Origin of the sequence: Sphingobium sp. LF-16 (genome assembly GCF_003711185.1) — a bacterium.
Lineage (GTDB): Bacteria > Pseudomonadota > Alphaproteobacteria > Sphingomonadales > Sphingomonadaceae > Sphingobium > Sphingobium yanoikuyae_A.
The window spans coordinates 324,581-342,508 of the sequence record NZ_CP029335.1 but is presented as its reverse complement, the minus strand read 5'-3'; the positions used below and the strand labels follow the sequence as shown (position 1 = coordinate 342,508).

Here is a 17,928-nt window from a genome sequence, read left to right as displayed (position 1 = left end):
ACTGGAGCGGGGCGCTAGGGGGAAAAGCCCCGCTCCGGATCGTCGGCTCTGTCAGCCGATCAGTTGGCCGGCGGCGGAGGCGGCGCCTGGTCGGCGCCGGGGCCACGACCCGGACCACGATCATGTCCGCGACCCGGACCACGCATCGCCTGGCGGGCGGCCTTCATTTCCTCGGCCGTGACCTTGCCATCCTTGTTGGCGTCGGCCTTGTCGAACATGGCGAGCGGGCCGGCCATGAACTCTGCCTTGGTCATGGTGCCGTCCTTGTCTGCGTCACCAAAGCCGGGACCGCGGTGCATCATGCCGCGGCCGGGACCGCCATGGCCACGCCCGCCCCAGCGCTTGCCGTCGGGGCCGCCCGGCTTGCCGGCTTCCGGGCCGCGATCGGCGCGCGGCTGATGACCGGCCTGGAACTCGGCCTTGCTGATCTGGCCATTCTTGTCGCTGTCGAGCGCGGCGAAGCGTTCGTCCAGACGCTGCTGGCGGCGGATGTCACGATCCTCCTTGGTCAGCTTGCCATCCTTGTTCGCGTCGAGCTGGGCAAAGCGAGCTTCGAGCGAGGCGGTCAGTTCCGCCTTGGTGATGGTGCCATCCTTGTTGGCGTCAGCCATCATCATGGGACCACCGCGCATGCCGCGCGGCCCCGGACCACCATCCTGCGCGAAAGCGAGGTGCGACGCCGCCAGACCGCCGACGAACAGCGAACCAACCGCGACGGTGGCGAAGAAATTGCGGAGCATTGGGTCTTTCCTTCCAAGTTCAGTCGTGGATGGCGTGTCGACCATCCTTGACGTCGCTTATCGGCAAGACTTGTCCCGCAACTTTGTCATGTCACCCAATAGTTTGTCGCAATTTGTATCGGGAAGGAAAGAGAAAGGCCCCGGCCCGCCTATGTGCGGACCGGGGCCTTTCCCGAAACATCAATGCCGCACTAAATCAAAGCCCGTCGCGGCGACCCAGCAGGCGCAGGCGGAGCGCATTCAATTTGATGAAGCCCTCCGCGTCGCGCTGGTCATAGGCGCCGGCGTCGTCCTCGAAGGTCACGACCTTCTCGCTGTAGAGCGTGTAGGGCGACTTGCGGCCGACGACATAGACGCCGCCCTTGTAGAGCTTGAGGCGAACCGTGCCGGTCACCTTTTCCTGGCTGTGGTCGATCGCCGCCTGGAGCATCTCGCGCTCGGGCGAGAACCAGAAGCCGTTATAGATCAGCTCGGCATATTTGGGGGCCAGCTCATCCTTCAGATGGGCAGCGCCACGGTCGAGCGTGATCTGCTCGATGCCGCGATGGGCGAGGTGATAGATGGTGCCGCCCGGCGTTTCATACATGCCGCGCGACTTCATGCCCACGAAGCGGTTCTCGACCAGGTCAAGACGGCCAATGCCATGCTTGCGGCCATAGTCGTTGAGGGTTTCGAGCAGGGTCGCGGGCGACATGGCGATGCCGTTGATCGCGACGCCGTCGCCACGCTCGAAATCGACCGTGATATATTCGGGCGCGTCGGGCGCGTCTTCCGGGTTGACCGTGCGCGAATAGACGAAGTCGGGGGTTTCCTCCCACGGATCTTCCAGCACCTTGCCCTCGGACGAGGTGTGCAGCATGTTCGCGTCGGTCGAGAAGGGGCTTTCGCCACGCTTGTCGCGCGGGATCGGGATCTGGTGCTGTTCGGCGAATTCGATCAGCTTGGTGCGGCTGGTCAGATCCCATTCGCGCCAGGGGGCGATCACCTTGATGTCGGGCTGCAGGGCGTAATAGCCCAGCTCGAAACGGACCTGGTCATTGCCCTTGCCGGTCGCGCCATGGCTGACGGCGTCGGCGCCCAGCTTCTTGGCGATCTCGATCTGGCGCTTGGCGATCAACGGACGGGCGATCGAGGTGCCAAGCAGGTAGAGGCCTTCATAGAGCGCATTGCCGCGCATCATCGGGAAGACATAATCCTTCACGAATTCCTCTCGCAGGTCGTCGATGAAGATATGCTCTTCCTTGACGCCCATCAGGCGGGCCTTGGCACGGGCGGGTTCCAGTTCCTCGCCCTGGCCGAGATCGGCGGTGAAGGTGACGACTTCGCACTGATAGGTCTGCTGCAGCCATTTCAGGATCACGCTGGTGTCGAGGCCGCCCGAAAAGGCGAGGACGATACGATTGATCTTGTCGGACATGGTGGGCGACTCTTCTGCAGGCCAATGATGGCGTGGGATATAAACCGCGCGCCGGTAACAGGCGGGAGGGGCAAGCGCAACAGCGCGGGGGTGCCTGTTGGAAGCTGCGGGCCTTAACTTCCCATATTTCCCGCAGATTTTGACATAATCTTGCTGGACGCTGATCCTATCGGAAAGCGCGATGCTCTCCCCTGCCCCTGCTTCTATCAGGCAAAGCGGATTGTAGGACAGACAAGACAAAGGGGACGATGACGGGCCAACGTCCCCTTCATTGTCAACTCAGGGCGTCGATCAGCTGGTGCGCGGCTTGAACAGGCCCGGACGGGCGCGGTCGCTGCCGAAGCGATAGACGGTCTGGCTGCGATTGGTAGCCGCGGCGCTGGCCGGGGTTGCGACCGGCGCGGCGCGGGCGACCGGATCGGCCGTGCGGAGCGCCTGCCGCTGCGCGAGCAGGAAATGAGCGCGGCGACGGCGGTTGCGCTGGGTCAGGAAGGGATTGTCGCGGCTGGGGGCAGCGGCGACCATCGCTTCGACATCGCTGGTGGGTGCCGTGGCAGCAGCCAGCGGGGTGCGCGCAGCAATCGGAGCTACAGACGCAGCAGCCGGTGCGAGAGGCATCGGTGCCGGGGCCGGGCCGGTTTCGATCGGCGTAATCGCTTCACGCTCGGCTTCGACACGCTGGCGGCGGCGACGGACGACGGCGGTGGCGCCAAGGCCGACCAGCAGCAGCGAACCACCACCCAGCGCCAGCAGCAGCGCCGGATCGATCAGGGCCGAGGGCTGTTCGGCCGGCGCGGCAGTCGGGGCCGGTTCGGCAACCGGGGTGACGGCGGCGGGTTCCGGAGCCGGCGTTGCGGCCGGGGCTACGGGTGCCGGCGCTTCGGTGCGTTCGGCCGCGACCGGGGTCGGAGCAGGTGCCGGGGTAGGTTCAGAAGCAGGTTCAGACTGGCGGACTTCCGCGCGGCGCAGCGCCGGCGCGGCCGGGGCAGCGCGGCTTTCCTGCGCGGCGGGCGCTTCAGGCTGCGGCTCCGGGGTCGGCGGGGTCTGTTGCACGACCGGCTGGCTGGGCGCGAAGACCGGCGCCGCCGGGGTAGCAGCCGGTGTGGCAGGCGCTGCGGGTGCGGGCTCAGCCGCCGGCGCCGCGGGGGCGATGTCGACCGGCGCGGTCGGCACCGCCATGGGCGCGGCCGGCGAGGGCGTCATCACCTCCTGCGCGAACAGGGGCGTTGCGGACAATGCCAGGACAGCGGCGATCGCGGCCGAGGCGGGACGGATGGATCGAATATTCTTGGTCATAGCGATAGATCAACCGCCGACCATCTCCATTGGCCTCAAACATATCGTCAAATGCGGGACGATCTGTTCGTCAATATCGATTAATTGAAAAATCAATCATCAACATGAACGGATGTTCATTTCGAACATGAACAACAGATTTATATCATGACTTCACAGCATCAGACATCGTCGCCGGACTCTTCCTTGCGCTCAAGACGCGCGCCATCCAGTAGAGCCGCCTTTCGACGTTCTTCTTGCTGGTCGGCAAGTTTCTGCGCCTTTGTCCGGCCGAACTTGGCGCGGTTGCTGTCTGCCGCCTGCGCCTTGTCGGCCCGATCCCTGGCCTTGCGCGCCAGACGAAAATTAATGACGTTGCTCATCTTCCATCCTTGGTCCTATGGGGAATAGTGCCACAGAGATCCGGGGCAGCACCAGTCGCCTTCGGCCCGGCCCTATAGGAAAATCATGCCCAGCATCCATGACGTCGCCGCCCTCGCCAAAGTCTCGATCAAGACGGTGTCCCGCGTTGTCAACAAGGCGCCGAACGTCAGCGACGAACTGCGCGAGCGGGTGAACGCGGCGATCGAGCAACTGGGCTATCGCCCCAACCAGTCGGCGCGGCGGCTGGCCGGTGGCCGCTCCTTCATGATCGCCTATCTCTACAGCAACCCCGCCCCCGCCTATACGGGCGGGATCCAGTCGGGCGCAGCCGCGCGCTGCCGGGACCTTGGCTATCATCTGGTGGTGGAGCCGATTTCCGACGGTGGCGAGGAGCGGATCGAAGTGCTGGACCGGCTGGTCGCGGCGCTGCGCCCGGACGGCGTGTTCCTGGTGCCGCCGCTGTCCGACGACGCGCTGCTGCTCGACCGGCTGGCGGAAATGAACCTGCCCTGCGCGCGGATCGCCGGCACGGCGGACGCATCGAAGGGTGGCATCAACATGCCGACGCCCGAACATGCCGCCGGACGGATGGTGGCCGATCATCTGGCGTCCTTGGGCCATAAGCGGATCGCGGTGATCACCCCGCCCCCGACCCACAAGGCGGCGCTGCAGCGCGTCGAGGGCTTCCGCGAGGGGATGGCGGCGGCCGGCCTGCCGATCGACGACAGCCTGTTCATGCAGGGCAGTTTCGATTTCGCGTCCGGCATCGCCTGCGCGGAAGCGCTGTTGCAGCGGGACGACCGGCCGACCGCGATCTTTGCGACCAACGACCCGATGGCGCTGGGCGTGCTGACGCTGGCGCATGACCTGGGCCTGCGCGTGCCCGAGGATCTGTCGGTGGCCGGGTTCGACGATACGCCCGCGAGCCGCACCAGCTGGCCGCCGCTGACCACCGTGCGCCAGCCGCTGGACCATATGGGCCGCGCCGCGATCGACGCGCTGATCAATGGTCCGGGCGAACCGCCGCGCTTCACCTTCTCGCTGGTCGCGCGCGGCAGCACGGGCGCAGCGACGCCGTAAGACGAAGGCAAGGCCCGGCATTGCCAGCGAAAAATCCGTCAGCCCGTCCCGGCGCAGGGAACCGAAAGCGGCGCGGGCCGTCATGCTCATTCGCGCCCCTATCGTTCATGCGCGCCCTGCCCCGTCGACCTGCCTGGAGCATCATCATGGCAAAATCATTCGGACCCGCGGCCATCGCCATGACGGCGATGCTGGCCCCTCTCATCGCCGCGCAGCCGACAAAGGCGGCGGCCGCGCCGCCCGAGATCGTCGACTTCCTGGTCCAGGATGTGTGCCTGAACGATAACGGGAACATCATCGTCGGTATGATCCCCACCGATGCGCGCTGCAAGAACCGGCGCGACCTGACGTCGGCGGACCGGATGCCCTATCACCTGACCAAGGTGGTGCCCCAGAACGCATTGGATTGCGGCGCCCGACGGACGATCCGCGACAATATCCTGTGGCAATATCGGGGCGATGCCCCGACGATTATCCTTCGAAAGTCCTGACGCTGTGGACCAGGGGCGATTTCACTTACAGTTCGGGCAAGCGACTGAACACCAAATTGCCCCCCTATTCGCAGGTCGATCCATCCGGCTTGACGCGCGGCAGATGGAGCGGACCTACTGGACCCGCGAGTTTGGCCAGGTGCGCTGGGAAGAGTGGAAGCGGGACGATTATACCCGGTCGCGCGATGGCAAGTCGGCATCGGAAATGGCGGAAAGCTTCTTCGACGACATAGCCGGGCGCGGGCTTCCGCATCCTGGCGAGGAATTTCGCGGTGTCCCCGGTCAGCCGGTCGATATGCCGGCGATCCACGCCCGGCGCGGGAACGATCTGCACCGGCGGTCCCATCAGGGCCGGCAGCGGCGCGGGAAAATGATGGGACGAAGGTTCGCCCTTCATGTCCCAGCCGCCATTGGTCGCAGCATCGAGCGCCGCCTCCAGCGCGGCTTTGCGCCCCTCATCACCGCGATTGAGGCTGATCGAACGGCGCAGAAACAGGGCGTATCGCTGATCGGCCGCAGCATTGGCGCGCGCCAGCAGCATGTCGGCCGCAATATCGCCATGTCCGCTTCGCTGCAACTGCCCGACCAGCGGAAAGAAAAGGGCATGGCCATCCGGCAAGGCCCCGATTTCCGTTCCCACGGCCGCGACCAGCGCTTTGTCGTTCAGCGCGCAGGCGGCTGTCAGCTTCATGCGCAACAGAGCAGTGTTGAGTTCTGCCGGCTCGACCGACGCCGCAAGCGCGTAGGCATCATGCCAGCGCAAATCCAGGCAGAGCGCGCGGCAGGTTGCGATGATCCGGCCAATTGCCGCCGCATTGTCCACCATATCCATCGACCGGTCTTGCCCCTGTAATCAGATCGAACCCCAGCACCCATTGGCACTTCGTCCTGCACATCCGCATATTGCCGCTTGCAGCGCTTCGGACAATCCCCCGTGTTCACGTCGGCAAGTCACAAGATCGCAGCGTCATCCAATTGAAATGCCTTGGTCATCAAACTGACCGCAGCGCCCGCTAAGCGGCCGGTCGCATGAGCGAGCATCCTTCTGAACAGGCGCTGCGGGCGCCGCGGCGGCTATGGACCGGCTGGGCCGGGCTGCTGGCGCAGGTCGAGCGGATGACGCGGCGTTCCGACAGCGAGGATCTGTTGCACGATGCCTATGTCCGCATGGCGGCCCGGCCCGAACGGCCCGACAATGAGGAAGCCTTTCTGGTCCGCGCGGCGGTCAACCGGGCGAAGGACAGCTATCGGCGGGAAAAGGTGCGCGGGCCAGCGGGTGGCGAGGATGCGCTGGCGCTGCTGCGCGACGGCGCGCCGTTGCAGGACGAGGCGCTGATGGCGCAGGCGCGGCTGCGGCGCGTGTCGGAAGGGATCGACAGGCTGCCGCCACGCACCCGCGCGGTGTTCCTGCTGCAGCGGATCGACAATCTCAAATATCGCGAGATTGCCGAACGGCTGGACATCAGCCAGAGCGCAGTCGAGAAGCATATGGCCAGGGCGATGAGCTTCCTTGGCGAATGGACGAAGGATTGGTGAGCCCCGACATGCCCGGTGAGCGCCCCATGGCCCGGACCGCCGCCGAGTGGATTGCAAGGCTGAATGCGGACGAACGGACGGTGGACGACGAGCAGGCCTTTCGCGCCTGGATCGCGGCTGACCCCGCACATGCGGCCGATTTCGAGCGGGCGACCGATATCTGGGCGCTGGTGCCCGGCACCGATGCGGCGGCGCGTCCTGCGCCGGCATCCGTACGCCCCCTTTCGCGCCGGCGGATGATGGCGGCCTGCGCCGGCACTTTGGTGGTGGGCGGCGGTGGCATGGCGATCATGCAGACGGCGATGGCGGGCACCCGCTATCGCACCGGCATCGGCGAACAGCGGCGGCTGACCCTTCCGGAAGGATCGGCGCTGTTCCTGGATGCCGATACCGATGTGCGGGTGCTGGCGAGCGCCAGCCGGCGGCGGTTGTGGCTGGAACGGGGGCGCGTCGCGCTGACGGTGAAGCCGTCCGCCGTGCCCTTTGCGATCGATGCCGGCCGGGGGCGTTTCGTCGCCGGCAGCGGCCGGTTCGATGTGCGGCGCGACAGCGATGACCGGCTGGCGATGACGGCGCTGGCGGGACAGGCCGATGTCGCGGTCGCCGGCGGGCAACGCAGCCTGTCGGCCGGGCAGCGCATCCGCACCGATGCCGCCGATGTCGTGCAGCTCGATCGGCCCGATGTCGAAACCACCCAGGCCTGGCTGAGCGGGCGGGCGGCCTTTCATGACGACCGGCTGGATGCGGTGGCGGCGGAGGCCAATCGCTACAGCCTGACCCGGCTGGTGATCGCCGATCCCGCCACCGCTGCGCTGCGGGTGAGCGGCATGTACCGGATGGGCGACAATGTCGCGCTGGGCCAGGCGCTGTCGCAATTGCTGTCCGTGCCCGTCCGCCAGGTGGACGACCGGGTGCTGCTGGGCGGCTGAAAAAAATCGCCGACGCCGGGGTGGGGTAAAATCCCGCTGGCGCGTCGGGGAGGCGCGGCGCCTTCTGCCGCTGTCCACGGGGGATGATCGTGACCGTTTCTTCTTCGCGCACTTTGCGCCGCTCTCTGGTGCTGGGCGCCGCTCTTGCCGCCTTCTGCGCGGTTCCGGCCCAGGCGCAGCCGCGCCAGGCGACCGTCCAGATCGCCGCGCAGCCGCTGGGGACCGCGCTGGAGGCGCTGGCCCGCCAGACCGGCACCGACATCTTGTTCGCGCCGCAACTGGTGGCCGGAATGACCGGCCCGTCGCTGAGCGGCCGGATGGACGCGATGGCGGCGGTCGAGCGGCTGATCCAGGGCAAGCCGCTGGCGGTGCGGCGGCAGGGCAATGGCGCGCTGCTGATCGTGGCGGCGGTGGCCGGTCCGCAGGAGACGGTGGCCAGCGGCGGCGTCGAAGTCGCGCCCGACATCATCGTCACCGGCTATGCCGCCAGCCTGTCCGGCGCGCTGGCCGAAAAGCGCAAGGCGACCAATGTCGTCGACGTGGTGAAGGCCGAGGATATCGGCAAATTCCCCGCCCAGAACATCGCCGAAGCGCTGCAGCGCGTGCCCGGCGTATCGATCGTGCGCGATCGCGGCGAAGGCGTGTTCGTCCGCATCCGCGGCCTGGGCGCCAATTTCCAGGTCGTGACGCTCAATGGCCGCTCGGCCGCGGTGAACGAGAATGTGCGCGACAGCGGCCAGAGCGGGCGCCAGTTCCGTTTCGACACGCTGCCGTCCGAACTCATGTCGGCGGTCGAAGTCATCAAGAGCCCGCGCGCGGACCTGGCCGAAGGCGGCATCGGCGGCATCGTCAACCTGCAGACCTTCCGCCCGATCGACCTCAAGAAGCCGGTGCTGGCGCTGTCCGCCACCGCCAGCTCGCCGCGCCTGGCCGATACCGTCGATCCGCGCCTGTCGGGCATGGCCAGCTGGGTCAATGAGGAAGGTACGTTCGGCGCGCTGATCGCGGCGGTCTATGACGAGCGCACCACGCGGCAGGACCGCGTTACCGGCGTCGGCTGGGCCGACGGACGGATCGATGCAGACGGCGACGGCACGCTGGACAGCGACACCATATTGGTGCCGACCAGCACGCGCCCGACGCTGGAGCGCGAGAATCGCGACCGCATCGGCCTCAATGGCGCGATCCAGTGGAAGCCCGACGACCGGTTCGAACTGAACGTCGATGGCCTGTGGAGCCGGCTCAACATCGATTATGACGAGCTGACCTATTCGACCGATTTTTCCGCGACCACGCCGGGCGCGATCGTGCCGGGCACGGCGGTGATCGAAAATGGCGTGCTGACTGCCGCGACCGTCAACACATCGACCCAGATCGGGCGCGAGACGTCGCGGCTGGAATATGAGAATTGGCTGATCGGCGCGAACGCCAAATGGTCCGCCAATGGCTGGACGCTGGCCGCCGATGCGAGCCTGGGCCGGGCCTATTCCAATACGCCTACGCCCATCTATCGCACCCGCCTGCTCGGCAGCGTCGGCCAGGTCGCGTTCGATTATGGCAAGGTGGGCGAACGGTTGCCGAACCTGGAGTTCCTGACCGCCGACCTGACGCAATCGACCACCTTGCCCGGCCGCCGGATCGAATATCGCGTCAATGACTCGCTCGATCGCCAGCGGGCCGCGACCTTCGACGTGACGCGCGAGCTGAGTGGTGTGGTGCAGGCGCTGCGCTTCGGCGCCAAATATGAAAAGCGCGACCGCACCTATAATCGCCGCGACATTAATTTCACCAGCGGCATCGCCGGCCAGCGCTTCGACGACAGCTATTTCGAGGCCTTCCCGGTCGATGATTTCCTGAGCGGCGTGGGCGGCAACCTGCCGACGAACTGGGTCATGCCCGATCCCGACCGCTTCTGGGACGCGGCGACCGGTAAGGAGGCGCTGCTGGACGCGCCACTGACCCGTGGCGACCGGCGCAACAGCTATGCCATCGATGAACGGATCATCGGCGGCTATGGCATGGCGGAGTTCAGCCTGCCGCTGGGCGGCATGACCATCCGGGGCGACGCGGGCCTGCGCTATGCCCATACCCGCCAGACATCGTCGGGCTATGCCGACAATGGCAGCGCGGCGCTGCCGGTCAGCTATGAGCGCAATTACGGGAATTTTCTCCCCTCGCTCAACCTGGTCGCGGAGTTCACGTCGAACCTGCAAATGCATCTGGCCGCGTCCAAGGTCATCACCCGGCCGTCGCTGGCCGACCTGGCGCCGCGGCTGACGATCAATTCCAACCCGACCGTGCTGACGGCGGTGGGCGGCAATCCCGAACTGCGACCATTCGAGGCCTGGCAATATGACGGCACGGTCGAATGGTATTTCGCGCCGGGCAGCGCGCTGATCGGGGGCGCCTTCTACAAGGACATCACGACCTTCGTCTTCCAGCAGACCCGCAATTTCGACCTGGATGGCCAGATCTATCGCCTGACCGCGCCGCAAAATGGCGGCAATGCCTATGTCGCGGGGATCGAGATCGCTTATCAGCAACTGTTCAAGATGCTGCCGGCGCCGTTCGATGGCCTGGGATTCCAGGCCAATTACACCCATACCAAGAGCAAGGGCACCTATGCCCTGTCCGACGGCACCACCTTCCGCGACGACCTGACCGACGTAGCGGGCGACAGCTTCAACCTGACCGCCTTCTATGAAAAGGGGCCGGTCGGCGCGCGGGCCAGCTATAGCTGGCGCGGCAAGGTGCTGCGCGACGTCGGCGGCGCGGGGCTGGCCGCCAATAACGACGCGGCGTTCGGCAGCCTGGACTTCGACATTTCCTACAAGGTCACGCCCAATGTCACATTCGTGGTGCAGGGCATCAACGTGGCCGGCGGCGTCCAGTGGCAATATGTCCGGGACGATCGCTTCGCGGGCTACACCGATTATGGCACCACGCTGATGGCCGGCGTGCGCGCCCGTTTCTGAACGGAAGGACGGCAATGACGATGCGATCGATCGGGATCATGCTGGCGGCGGGCGCAATGCTCGCCGCCGCTCCGGCGCAGGCCCGCAATGATGACGGCGCCGCGCCGCAGCGGGCGCGCAACATCATCCTGTTCCTGGGCGACGCCGGCGGCGTGCCGACGTTGAACGCTGCGGGCATCATGGCGCATGACCGGCCGCAGTCGCTGTTCATCCAGTCCATGCCCCATGTCGGCCTGTCCGACACCTCGGCTCTCGACAATTGGGTAACGGATTCGGCGGCGGGCATGAGCGCGATCATGACCGGGCACAAGACCAACAGCGGCATGATCTCCGCGCTGCCGGCGGCCGATGGGGCGATAACCCCGGTCAAGAGCTTCCTGGAATATGCCGAGCAGCGCGGCCTTTCCACCGGCGTCGTCACCAACATGCCGATCTGGGACGCGACGCCGGCCGCCTGCTTCGCCCATGTCGCCACGCGCAAGGACAAGGACCAGATTTTCCGCCAGATGCTGACGCCCCGCTTCGGCAATGGCGTCGACATCCTGATCGGCAAGGGCCAGGCCGATGCGGTCGCATCCTTCGCCAAGGATGGCACCACGCCCCAAGCGGCCTTTGCCAAGGCGGGCTATCGGTTCGGGGACGATCCGGCACTGGTGAAGGATAACGGCCGGGCGGCGGTGCTGCGCGATGCGGATTATGCACCGATACCGGCGGTCGAGGCGACGATCGGCCAGCTTGCCCGCAATCCCAAGGGCTATTTCCTGATGGTCGAATGGGACATGCACACCGACAAGCCGGAAAATGGCCTGAAGCATGTGATCGAGATGGACGAGATGATCCGCCGGGTGAGCGCGATCGCGGGCAAGGACACGCTGATCCTGTTCACCGCCGACCATAGTTTCGGCCTGCGCATGACCAGCGGCAAGCGGAACGCGCCGATGGCCCAGCAATATGCGACCGCCGCCGCCAAGCCGGGGGCAACGGTCGCGAGCAATGCGATCATCGGCGTCGAGGACAGTCACACCGGCGAGGAAGTGATCGCCGCCGCCGCCGGGCCGGGCGCCGATCAGGTCCACGGCTTCTTCGCCAACACCCGCCTGTTCGACGTGATGCTGAAGGCAATGGGCTGGACGAAGGAGGATTGAAGGCCGCAGCGGCACCCGGCCCGATCCTGCGGATCAAGCTGTGGTGCCGCTGATATGTCGGGGATGACGGACTGGAGCGGGTAGCGGGGATCGAACCCGCATCACAAGCTTGGAAGGCTAGTGCTCTACCATTGAGCTATACCCGCCCGTCAGGTGACGCGCCCTGCCATCATTCACCGGGGCTCGTCAACAGCGCATTGATGGTAAATGCGTGAGAACGCCTCTTAACCCGGCCTCGTCTTTGTTCTATCGCTCGGCCATGACCAACCCGTCCCTGCGCCAACTCGACATTTTCGCGCAGATGGTGGCCGCGGGCAGCCTGACGCGCTGCGCCCAGACGCTGGGCGTTTCATCCGCCGTGATCGAGCGCGACATGGCGTCGCTGGAAATGCGGCTGGGCTATCGCCTGTTCGACGATATTCGCGGTGCGGCGCGGCTGACCCCCGCGGGGCGACGCACGGCGCAGGCAATGACCCTGCTGGCGCAGGACGACCCCGAGGATTGGGCCGAGGAAGCCACGCCCGCCCCCACCCCGCAACCTGTTCCATCGCCGGCCCCGCCGCCCGCGCTGCCGGAATTGCTGCTGGAAGCGGATGCGCAATTGCCGTCGCTGCAGGCCACGCCGCCGCCCGCCAATCGCGCCATCATCCTGGCGACGCCGGCGCCGGTATTCGGCCATTTCCAGGATGCACTGACCGCGTTCGAGGCGGCCAATGACGATATCGCCATCACCCTGGACCTGAGCGTCCAGTCGGCGCTCGAGGCGGCGCGGGCGATCGAATCGCTGCGCGCCGACATCGCCTATTTCTATGCGCTGGAGGAGCCGGCCGGCCTGCCCTCGCGCTATGGCTGGTCGGAACAGGTCAATCTCTATGCCGGGGCGGACCATCCGCTGGCGCGCGCGGGCAGCGTGTCGCGCGGCGACCTGACCATCACGCCGCAACTGGCGGTCGATCCACGCAACGGGCTGCGCCCGATCATCGATGCAGCGCTGGCGCGCGGCGGCGCCCGGCTGGGCCCGGTGATGCTGGAAACCGACAATATGTTCGACATCATCACCGCCCTGCGCGAAGGCGCGGGATGTTTTGCGGCCTTTGGCCCGATGGCGCGCGACCTGGGGCGGATGAGCGGCATTCGCCGGCTGGCGCTGGACGTGCCATTGCCCGCGATCGAGGTGCGCCAGACCGTCAACGAACGATCGCTGTCGCGCCCCGGCGTGCAGGCGCTGGCGGATTTCCTCTTCCTTTGACCAGCAAATAATGGCGGAATTGCGCGGCTGATCCGTTTTTGCGGCCGGTAATATGCTGCGCGGCAGGCCGTGCAAAAATGCAACAGTTGGTGATGAATGCGGCAGAAACGGCCTTCATTTCGCCGATCGTATATTGATACGATGTATCATGACAGATACGCGGAGGCCGACCCACATATTCTGCAAGGATAAAAAGCCTGATGCTTCGTTCCCCGTCGCTACGCGCCGGCTGTGCCCTCACGGCCCTTTGCCTGGCATGGCCCGCCGCCGCCCAGACCGCAGCCCCCGCCGAAACCCAGGCCGATGGCAGCTATCATGACCCGCGCAGCGACATCGTCGTCACCGCCCTGATCCCCCGCAGCCAGGGCGACATATTGTCCGGCACCTCAATCGTCACCGGCGAGGAACTGACCCGCAGCCTGCGCCCGACCATCGGCGAGACGCTGGCGCGCCAGCCCGGCGTGTCGGCCACCTCCTTTGGCCCCAACGCATCGCGCCCGATCCTGCGCGGCTTCCAGGGCGAGCGCGTGCGCATCCTGACCGACGGCATTGGCAGCTTCGACGTGTCCAACACCTCGGTCGACCATGCGGTCGCGATCAACCCGCTGACCGCCGACCGGATCGAGGTGCTGCGCGGCCCGTCCGCCCTGCTCTATGGATCGTCGGCGATCGGCGGCGTGGTCAATGTGATCGACAGCCGCATCCCGCGCCGCGTGCCGGACGAGGCGATCCATGTCGACGCGATCGGCACCTATGGCAGCGCCGCCAACGAACGCAGCGGCTCAGGCGAGATCGAGGTGCCGCTGACCGAGAATTTCGTCGTCCATGTCGATGGCAGCTACAGCAAGACCGACAATCTGCGCACCGGCGGCTATATCCTGTCCAAGGCAATGCGCGAGATCGCCGCCGCCTCCGACGAGGAGGAAATCCAGGACAATGCGCGGCTGAAGGGCAAGCTGGCCAATACCGCGGCGGAAGTGTGGGAAGTGGCCGGCGGCTTTGCCTATATCGGCGATGGCGGCAATCTGGGCATGTCGATCTCGCACAGCGAGAACACCTATGGCGTGCCGTCGCGCCTGGAAGTAGCCGAGGAGCATGATCACGATCATGACCATGATCATGATCATGAGGAAGAGGGCCACAGCCACGAGAATGTGACGCTGGCGATGAAGCAGACCCGCGCCGACCTGCGCGGCGAGGTCGCGGTGAATGGCGGCTTCCTCGACAGCATCCGCCTGCGCGCGGGCTGGGCCGATTACCAGCATCAGGAAATCGAACCGTCGGGCGAGGTCGGCACCACCTTCAAGAACCAGTCGATGGAAAGCCGGCTGGAATTCGTCCAGGCCGACCGCAATGGTTGGCAGGGCGCATCGGGCGCGCAGTTCTTCACCCGTCGTTTCCAGGCCGATGGCGAAGAGAAATTCCTGCCCAAGAACCAGACCGACCAGTTCGGCCTGTTCACGCTGCAGTCGCTGGACCTGGGCGATACGCGCCTGGAAGCGGGCGCGCGCTATGAACATACCAAGCTGCAGTCGGACCCGGATGCCGACCTATTTGCCGAAGCCAGCCAGCGCAGCTTCGACGCCCTGTCCGGATCGCTGGGCATCAGCCAGGCGATCATGCCCGGCTGGCGCGTGGGCCTGAACCTGTCGCGCAGCGAGCGCGCGCCGTCGGCCGAGGAACTGTTCGCGCGCGGCAATCATGCCGGCACCCAGGCGTTCGAGCTGGGCAATCCCGATTTCGGCAAGGAAAAGAGCTGGGGCGTGGAAGGCACGCTGCGCGGATCGGGCAATGGCTACAGCTTCAGCCTGGCCGCCTATCACAACTGGTTCAGCGGCTTCATCTATGAAAGCGTGGTCGACGACAGCGTCTGCCAGGCGGCCAATGGCGGGGCCGAGATGGAATTCCCCTGCTATGCCTATGCCCAGGCCGATGCGCGCTATTATGGCTTCGAAGCCGAAGCGTCGGTGAAGCTGGCACAGGTCGGCAGCTATGCGATCAACATCGACGGCGTCGCCGACTATGTCCGCGCCACGATCAAGGGCAATGGCCCGGCGCCGCGCATTCCCCCGCTCCGCCTGCTGGGCGGGATCGAGGCGCAGGGCGCACGGCTGAGCGCCCGCGCCGAGCTGGAACATGTGTTCGAGCAGGATCGGGTGACCGATTTCGAAACGCCGACCGATGGCTTCACCATGGTCAACGCGTCGATCTCGTTCAAGCCGCTGGCCGGCAATGACCGCACCACGCTGATGCTGTCGGCCAACAACATCTTCGACGTGGAAGCCCGGCGCCATGCCAGCTTCCTGAAGGATTTCGCCCCGCTCGCCGGGCGCGACATCCGCCTGACGGCGCGCATCTCGATCTGATCCGCCTCCCGGCCTCGCCCAGCGGGGCGCCGGTCGCTCCCTTCGCCTGCCCCTCTGGGCGAAGGGAGCGATTGCAAAAAATGACATTTTCGTTACATAGCGCCGATGGAACGCGCTGCGGCAGAGCATGAGGATTCGGGCAGGTCGCCCGTAAGCCGCCGATAATGCGCCAGATTGCCGCTCTCCCCTATACCAGCGACCCGATCGACGGGTCGATGCAGATCCTGCTGATCACGTCGCGTGACACTGGGCGCTGGGTGATTCCCAAGGGCAATCGCATCAAGGGGCTGGCCGGCCATCGCGCCGCGGAAGTCGAGGCGTTCGAGGAAGCGGGCATCCATGGCATCGCCTGTCCCGCGCCGATCGGCCGATACAGCTATGACAAGCGCAAGCGCAGCGGCAAGTCGCGCGAGGCGAATGTCGAGGTTTTTCCGCTTGCTGTGACCGGCCATCTGACGCAATGGCCCGAAAAAGGGCAGCGCGAGCTGCGCTGGTTTTCCGTCGCCGAAGCCGCAAAGGCCGTCGACGAACCCGAACTGCAATCGATCATCGCGGCTTTCCGCGAACCGCCCGCCGATCCGGGCTGGTTCCTCCGGTTGCTGCTGTCGATCCGCGAGAAGCAAAGTGAAAGGACTGGAATGCTGCGCTGGTTTCACGCGCTGATGCCCAAGCAGGGGCGTTTCTTCGAGCAATTCGAAGACCATGCCGCGACCCTGGTCGCCGGCGCCGACGCCCTGGCCAAGCTGCTGAAGGGCGGCCCGGACATGGACGCGCATATCAAGGAGATTTCGGACCGCGAGCATGAGGCGGACGACATCATCCGCGAAGTGCTGCAGGACGTCCGCCGCATCTTCGTCACCCCGTTCGACCGCAGTGCCATCACCGGCCTGATCGGCGTGATGGACGACGCGATCGACCAGATGAACCAGACCGCCAAGGCGATCGCGCTCTATGAGGTCAAGGATTTCGCGCCGCAGATGCAGGACATGAGCGCGCTGATCGTCGAATGCGCGCGGATCACGGCGGAGGCGATGCCGCTGCTGCGCTCGCTCAACATCAATTCGGCGCGCCTGCACGAGCTGACCGAACGGCTGGTCAAGCTGGAAGGCCATGCCGACATATTGCATGAGGCGGGCCTCAAGGCCCTGTACAGCCAAGCCCGCGCCGGCAACCCGATGGACTTCATCGTCGGCAACGAAATCTACAGCCATCTGGAAAAGGTGACGGACCGGTTCGAGGACGTCGCCAACGAGATTTCCGGCCTGGTCATCGACCACGCCTGACAGGCCTGACCGGATATGGAAGCCCATCTCGCCTTCCCGCTGCTGATCGCGCTGATCGGCGTTGCGCTGCTGTTCGATTTCCTGAACGGCCTGCATGACGCCGCCAACTCGATCGCGACCATCGTGTCGACGCGGGTGCTGAAACCCCAATATGCGGTCGCCTGGGCCGCTTTCTTCAACTTCATCGCCTTCCTCTTCTTTGGCCTGCATGTCGCCGAGACAGTGGGCAAGGGCATCGTCAACGCGGACATCATCGATGCGTCGGTGATCTTCGGCGCGCTGATGGGGGCCATCGCCTGGAACCTGATCACCTGGGGCCTGGGCATTCCATCCTCCTCCAGCCATGCGCTGGTCGGCGGCCTGCTGGGCGCGGGCACGGCCAAGTCCGGCCTGTCGGCCATCGTGTGGAGCGGCGTGTTCAAGACCAGCGCGGCGATCGTGATATCCCCCGCCGTCGGCTTGTTCCTGGCGCTGATGCTGGTGCTGGCGATCAGCTGGATCTTCCGCAAGTTCACGCCGCAGGGCGCGGACCGGGTGTTCCGCAAGCTGCAGCTCGTCTCCGCATCGCTCTATTCGCTGGGCCATGGCGGCAATGACGCGCAGAAGACGATGGGCATCATCGCGGTGCTGCTCTATTCGCAGGGGCTGCTGACCGGCGGCTTCCATGTGCCGATGTGGGTGGTGCTGAGCTGCCAGGCGGCGATGGGCCTGGGCACCTTGCTCGGCGGCTGGAAGATCGTCCACACCATGGGATCGAAGATCACCCGCCTGACCCCGGCGCAGGGCTTCTGCGCGGAAACGGGCGGCGCGATCACCCTGTTCATGGCCACCCATCTGGGCGTGCCGGTATCGACGACCCACACCATCACCGGCGCCATCGTCGGCGTGGGCGCATCCCGCCGGCTGTCGGCCGTGCGCTGGAACGTCGCGTCGAGCATCATCGTCGCCTGGGTCGTGACCCTGCCGGCGGCGGCCGCGATCGGCGCACTGTTCTATGGGCTGACGCGTTTGTTCTGAGCGGAACAGGCAGAGACAAGGAAAAGGGCGCGGGAGTGATC

At 65.9% G+C, this 17,928-nt stretch carries 15 protein-coding genes and 1 tRNA gene; 10 read left to right on the top strand and 6 right to left on the bottom strand.

Annotated features, from left to right (window positions below):
- Positions 1–59: 59 nt before the first annotated feature.
- The 4 genes from DIZ22_RS01665 to DIZ22_RS01650 all read right to left on the bottom strand — a co-directional run bounded on the left by DIZ22_RS01665 (position 60) and on the right by DIZ22_RS01650 (position 3,815).
- The gene (locus DIZ22_RS01665; RefSeq protein ID WP_048938687.1) at positions 60–740 is read right to left on the bottom strand and encodes an EF-hand domain-containing protein; all 681 of its coding nucleotides are present in this window, start codon (positions 738–740) and stop codon (positions 60–62) included.
- A gap of 196 nt (positions 741–936) precedes the next feature.
- Entirely contained in the window at positions 937–2,157 is a 1,221-nt protein-coding gene (locus DIZ22_RS01660; RefSeq protein WP_122927870.1) for an argininosuccinate synthase, read from the bottom strand.
- Between the two features lie 291 nt (positions 2,158–2,448).
- Entirely contained in the window at positions 2,449–3,453 is a 1,005-nt protein-coding gene (locus tag DIZ22_RS01655) for a hypothetical protein (RefSeq protein WP_107917653.1), read from the bottom strand.
- Between the two features lie 161 nt (positions 3,454–3,614).
- The gene (locus tag DIZ22_RS01650) at positions 3,615–3,815 is read right to left on the bottom strand and encodes a DUF4169 family protein (RefSeq protein ID WP_037507656.1); all 201 of its coding nucleotides are present in this window, start codon (positions 3,813–3,815) and stop codon (positions 3,615–3,617) included.
- A gap of 85 nt (positions 3,816–3,900) precedes the next feature.
- Between DIZ22_RS01650 and DIZ22_RS01645 the strand changes: the two genes are divergently transcribed.
- Together DIZ22_RS01645 and DIZ22_RS22110 are read left to right on the top strand one after the other, a co-directional pair.
- A complete protein-coding gene (locus tag DIZ22_RS01645) occupies positions 3,901–4,896 on the top strand; it encodes a LacI family DNA-binding transcriptional regulator (RefSeq protein ID WP_048939512.1) in 996 nt (331 codons plus the stop codon).
- 179 nt (positions 4,897–5,075) lie between these two features.
- The gene (locus DIZ22_RS22110) at positions 5,076–5,387 is read left to right on the top strand and encodes a hypothetical protein (protein WP_240626794.1); all 312 of its coding nucleotides are present in this window, start codon (positions 5,076–5,078) and stop codon (positions 5,385–5,387) included.
- A 64-nt stretch (positions 5,388–5,451) separates the two neighbouring features.
- Here the strand turns inward: DIZ22_RS22110 and DIZ22_RS01635 are convergent, their stop codons facing one another.
- Complete coding sequence (locus DIZ22_RS01635) at positions 5,452–6,213, bottom strand: hypothetical protein (RefSeq protein WP_240626793.1); 762 nt, start codon at positions 6,211–6,213, stop codon at positions 5,452–5,454.
- Between the two features lie 203 nt (positions 6,214–6,416).
- Here DIZ22_RS01635 and DIZ22_RS01630 point away from each other — a divergent pair, with 203 nt between their 5' ends.
- The 4 genes from DIZ22_RS01630 to DIZ22_RS01615 all read left to right on the top strand — a co-directional run bounded on the left by DIZ22_RS01630 (position 6,417) and on the right by DIZ22_RS01615 (position 11,972).
- Positions 6,417–6,923 carry a sigma-70 family RNA polymerase sigma factor gene (locus DIZ22_RS01630; protein ID WP_122927869.1) on the top strand — a complete coding sequence of 169 codons (507 nt, stop codon included), beginning with the start codon at positions 6,417–6,419 and terminating at the stop codon, positions 6,921–6,923.
- Between the two features lie 26 nt (positions 6,924–6,949).
- Positions 6,950–7,852 carry a FecR domain-containing protein gene (locus DIZ22_RS01625; protein ID WP_234415633.1) on the top strand — a complete coding sequence of 301 codons (903 nt, stop codon included), beginning with the start codon at positions 6,950–6,952 and terminating at the stop codon, positions 7,850–7,852.
- Between the two features lie 83 nt (positions 7,853–7,935).
- Positions 7,936–10,827, top strand: a complete 2,892-nt coding sequence (locus DIZ22_RS01620; protein WP_048939514.1) for a TonB-dependent receptor — start codon at positions 7,936–7,938, stop codon at positions 10,825–10,827.
- Positions 10,828–10,841: 14 nt separating this feature from the next.
- On the top strand, positions 10,842–11,972 hold the full coding sequence (locus DIZ22_RS01615) for an alkaline phosphatase (RefSeq protein ID WP_048939515.1): 1,131 nt from the start codon (positions 10,842–10,844) through the stop codon (positions 11,970–11,972).
- Positions 11,973–12,044: 72 nt separating this feature from the next.
- Here the strand turns inward: DIZ22_RS01615 and DIZ22_RS01610 are convergent.
- Positions 12,045–12,118: transfer RNA gene (locus tag DIZ22_RS01610), tRNA-Gly, on the bottom strand.
- A 113-nt stretch (positions 12,119–12,231) separates the two neighbouring features.
- Between DIZ22_RS01610 and DIZ22_RS01605 the strand changes: the two genes are divergently transcribed.
- The 4 genes from DIZ22_RS01605 (at position 12,232) to DIZ22_RS01590 (ending at position 17,887) form a co-directional block, all read left to right on the top strand.
- Entirely contained in the window at positions 12,232–13,221 is a 990-nt protein-coding gene (locus tag DIZ22_RS01605) for a LysR family transcriptional regulator (protein WP_164488922.1), read from the top strand.
- Positions 13,222–13,421: 200 nt separating this feature from the next.
- On the top strand, positions 13,422–15,587 hold the full coding sequence (locus DIZ22_RS01600) for a TonB-dependent receptor (RefSeq protein WP_048939517.1): 2,166 nt from the start codon (positions 13,422–13,424) through the stop codon (positions 15,585–15,587).
- Between the two features lie 164 nt (positions 15,588–15,751).
- Positions 15,752–16,870, top strand: coding sequence for a DUF47 family protein (locus DIZ22_RS01595; protein ID WP_010338330.1), 1,119 nt, complete (start codon positions 15,752–15,754; stop codon positions 16,868–16,870).
- A gap of 15 nt (positions 16,871–16,885) precedes the next feature.
- The gene (locus DIZ22_RS01590; protein ID WP_048939518.1) at positions 16,886–17,887 is read left to right on the top strand and encodes an inorganic phosphate transporter; all 1,002 of its coding nucleotides are present in this window, start codon (positions 16,886–16,888) and stop codon (positions 17,885–17,887) included.
- The last annotated feature ends 41 nt before the right edge of the window (positions 17,888–17,928 follow it).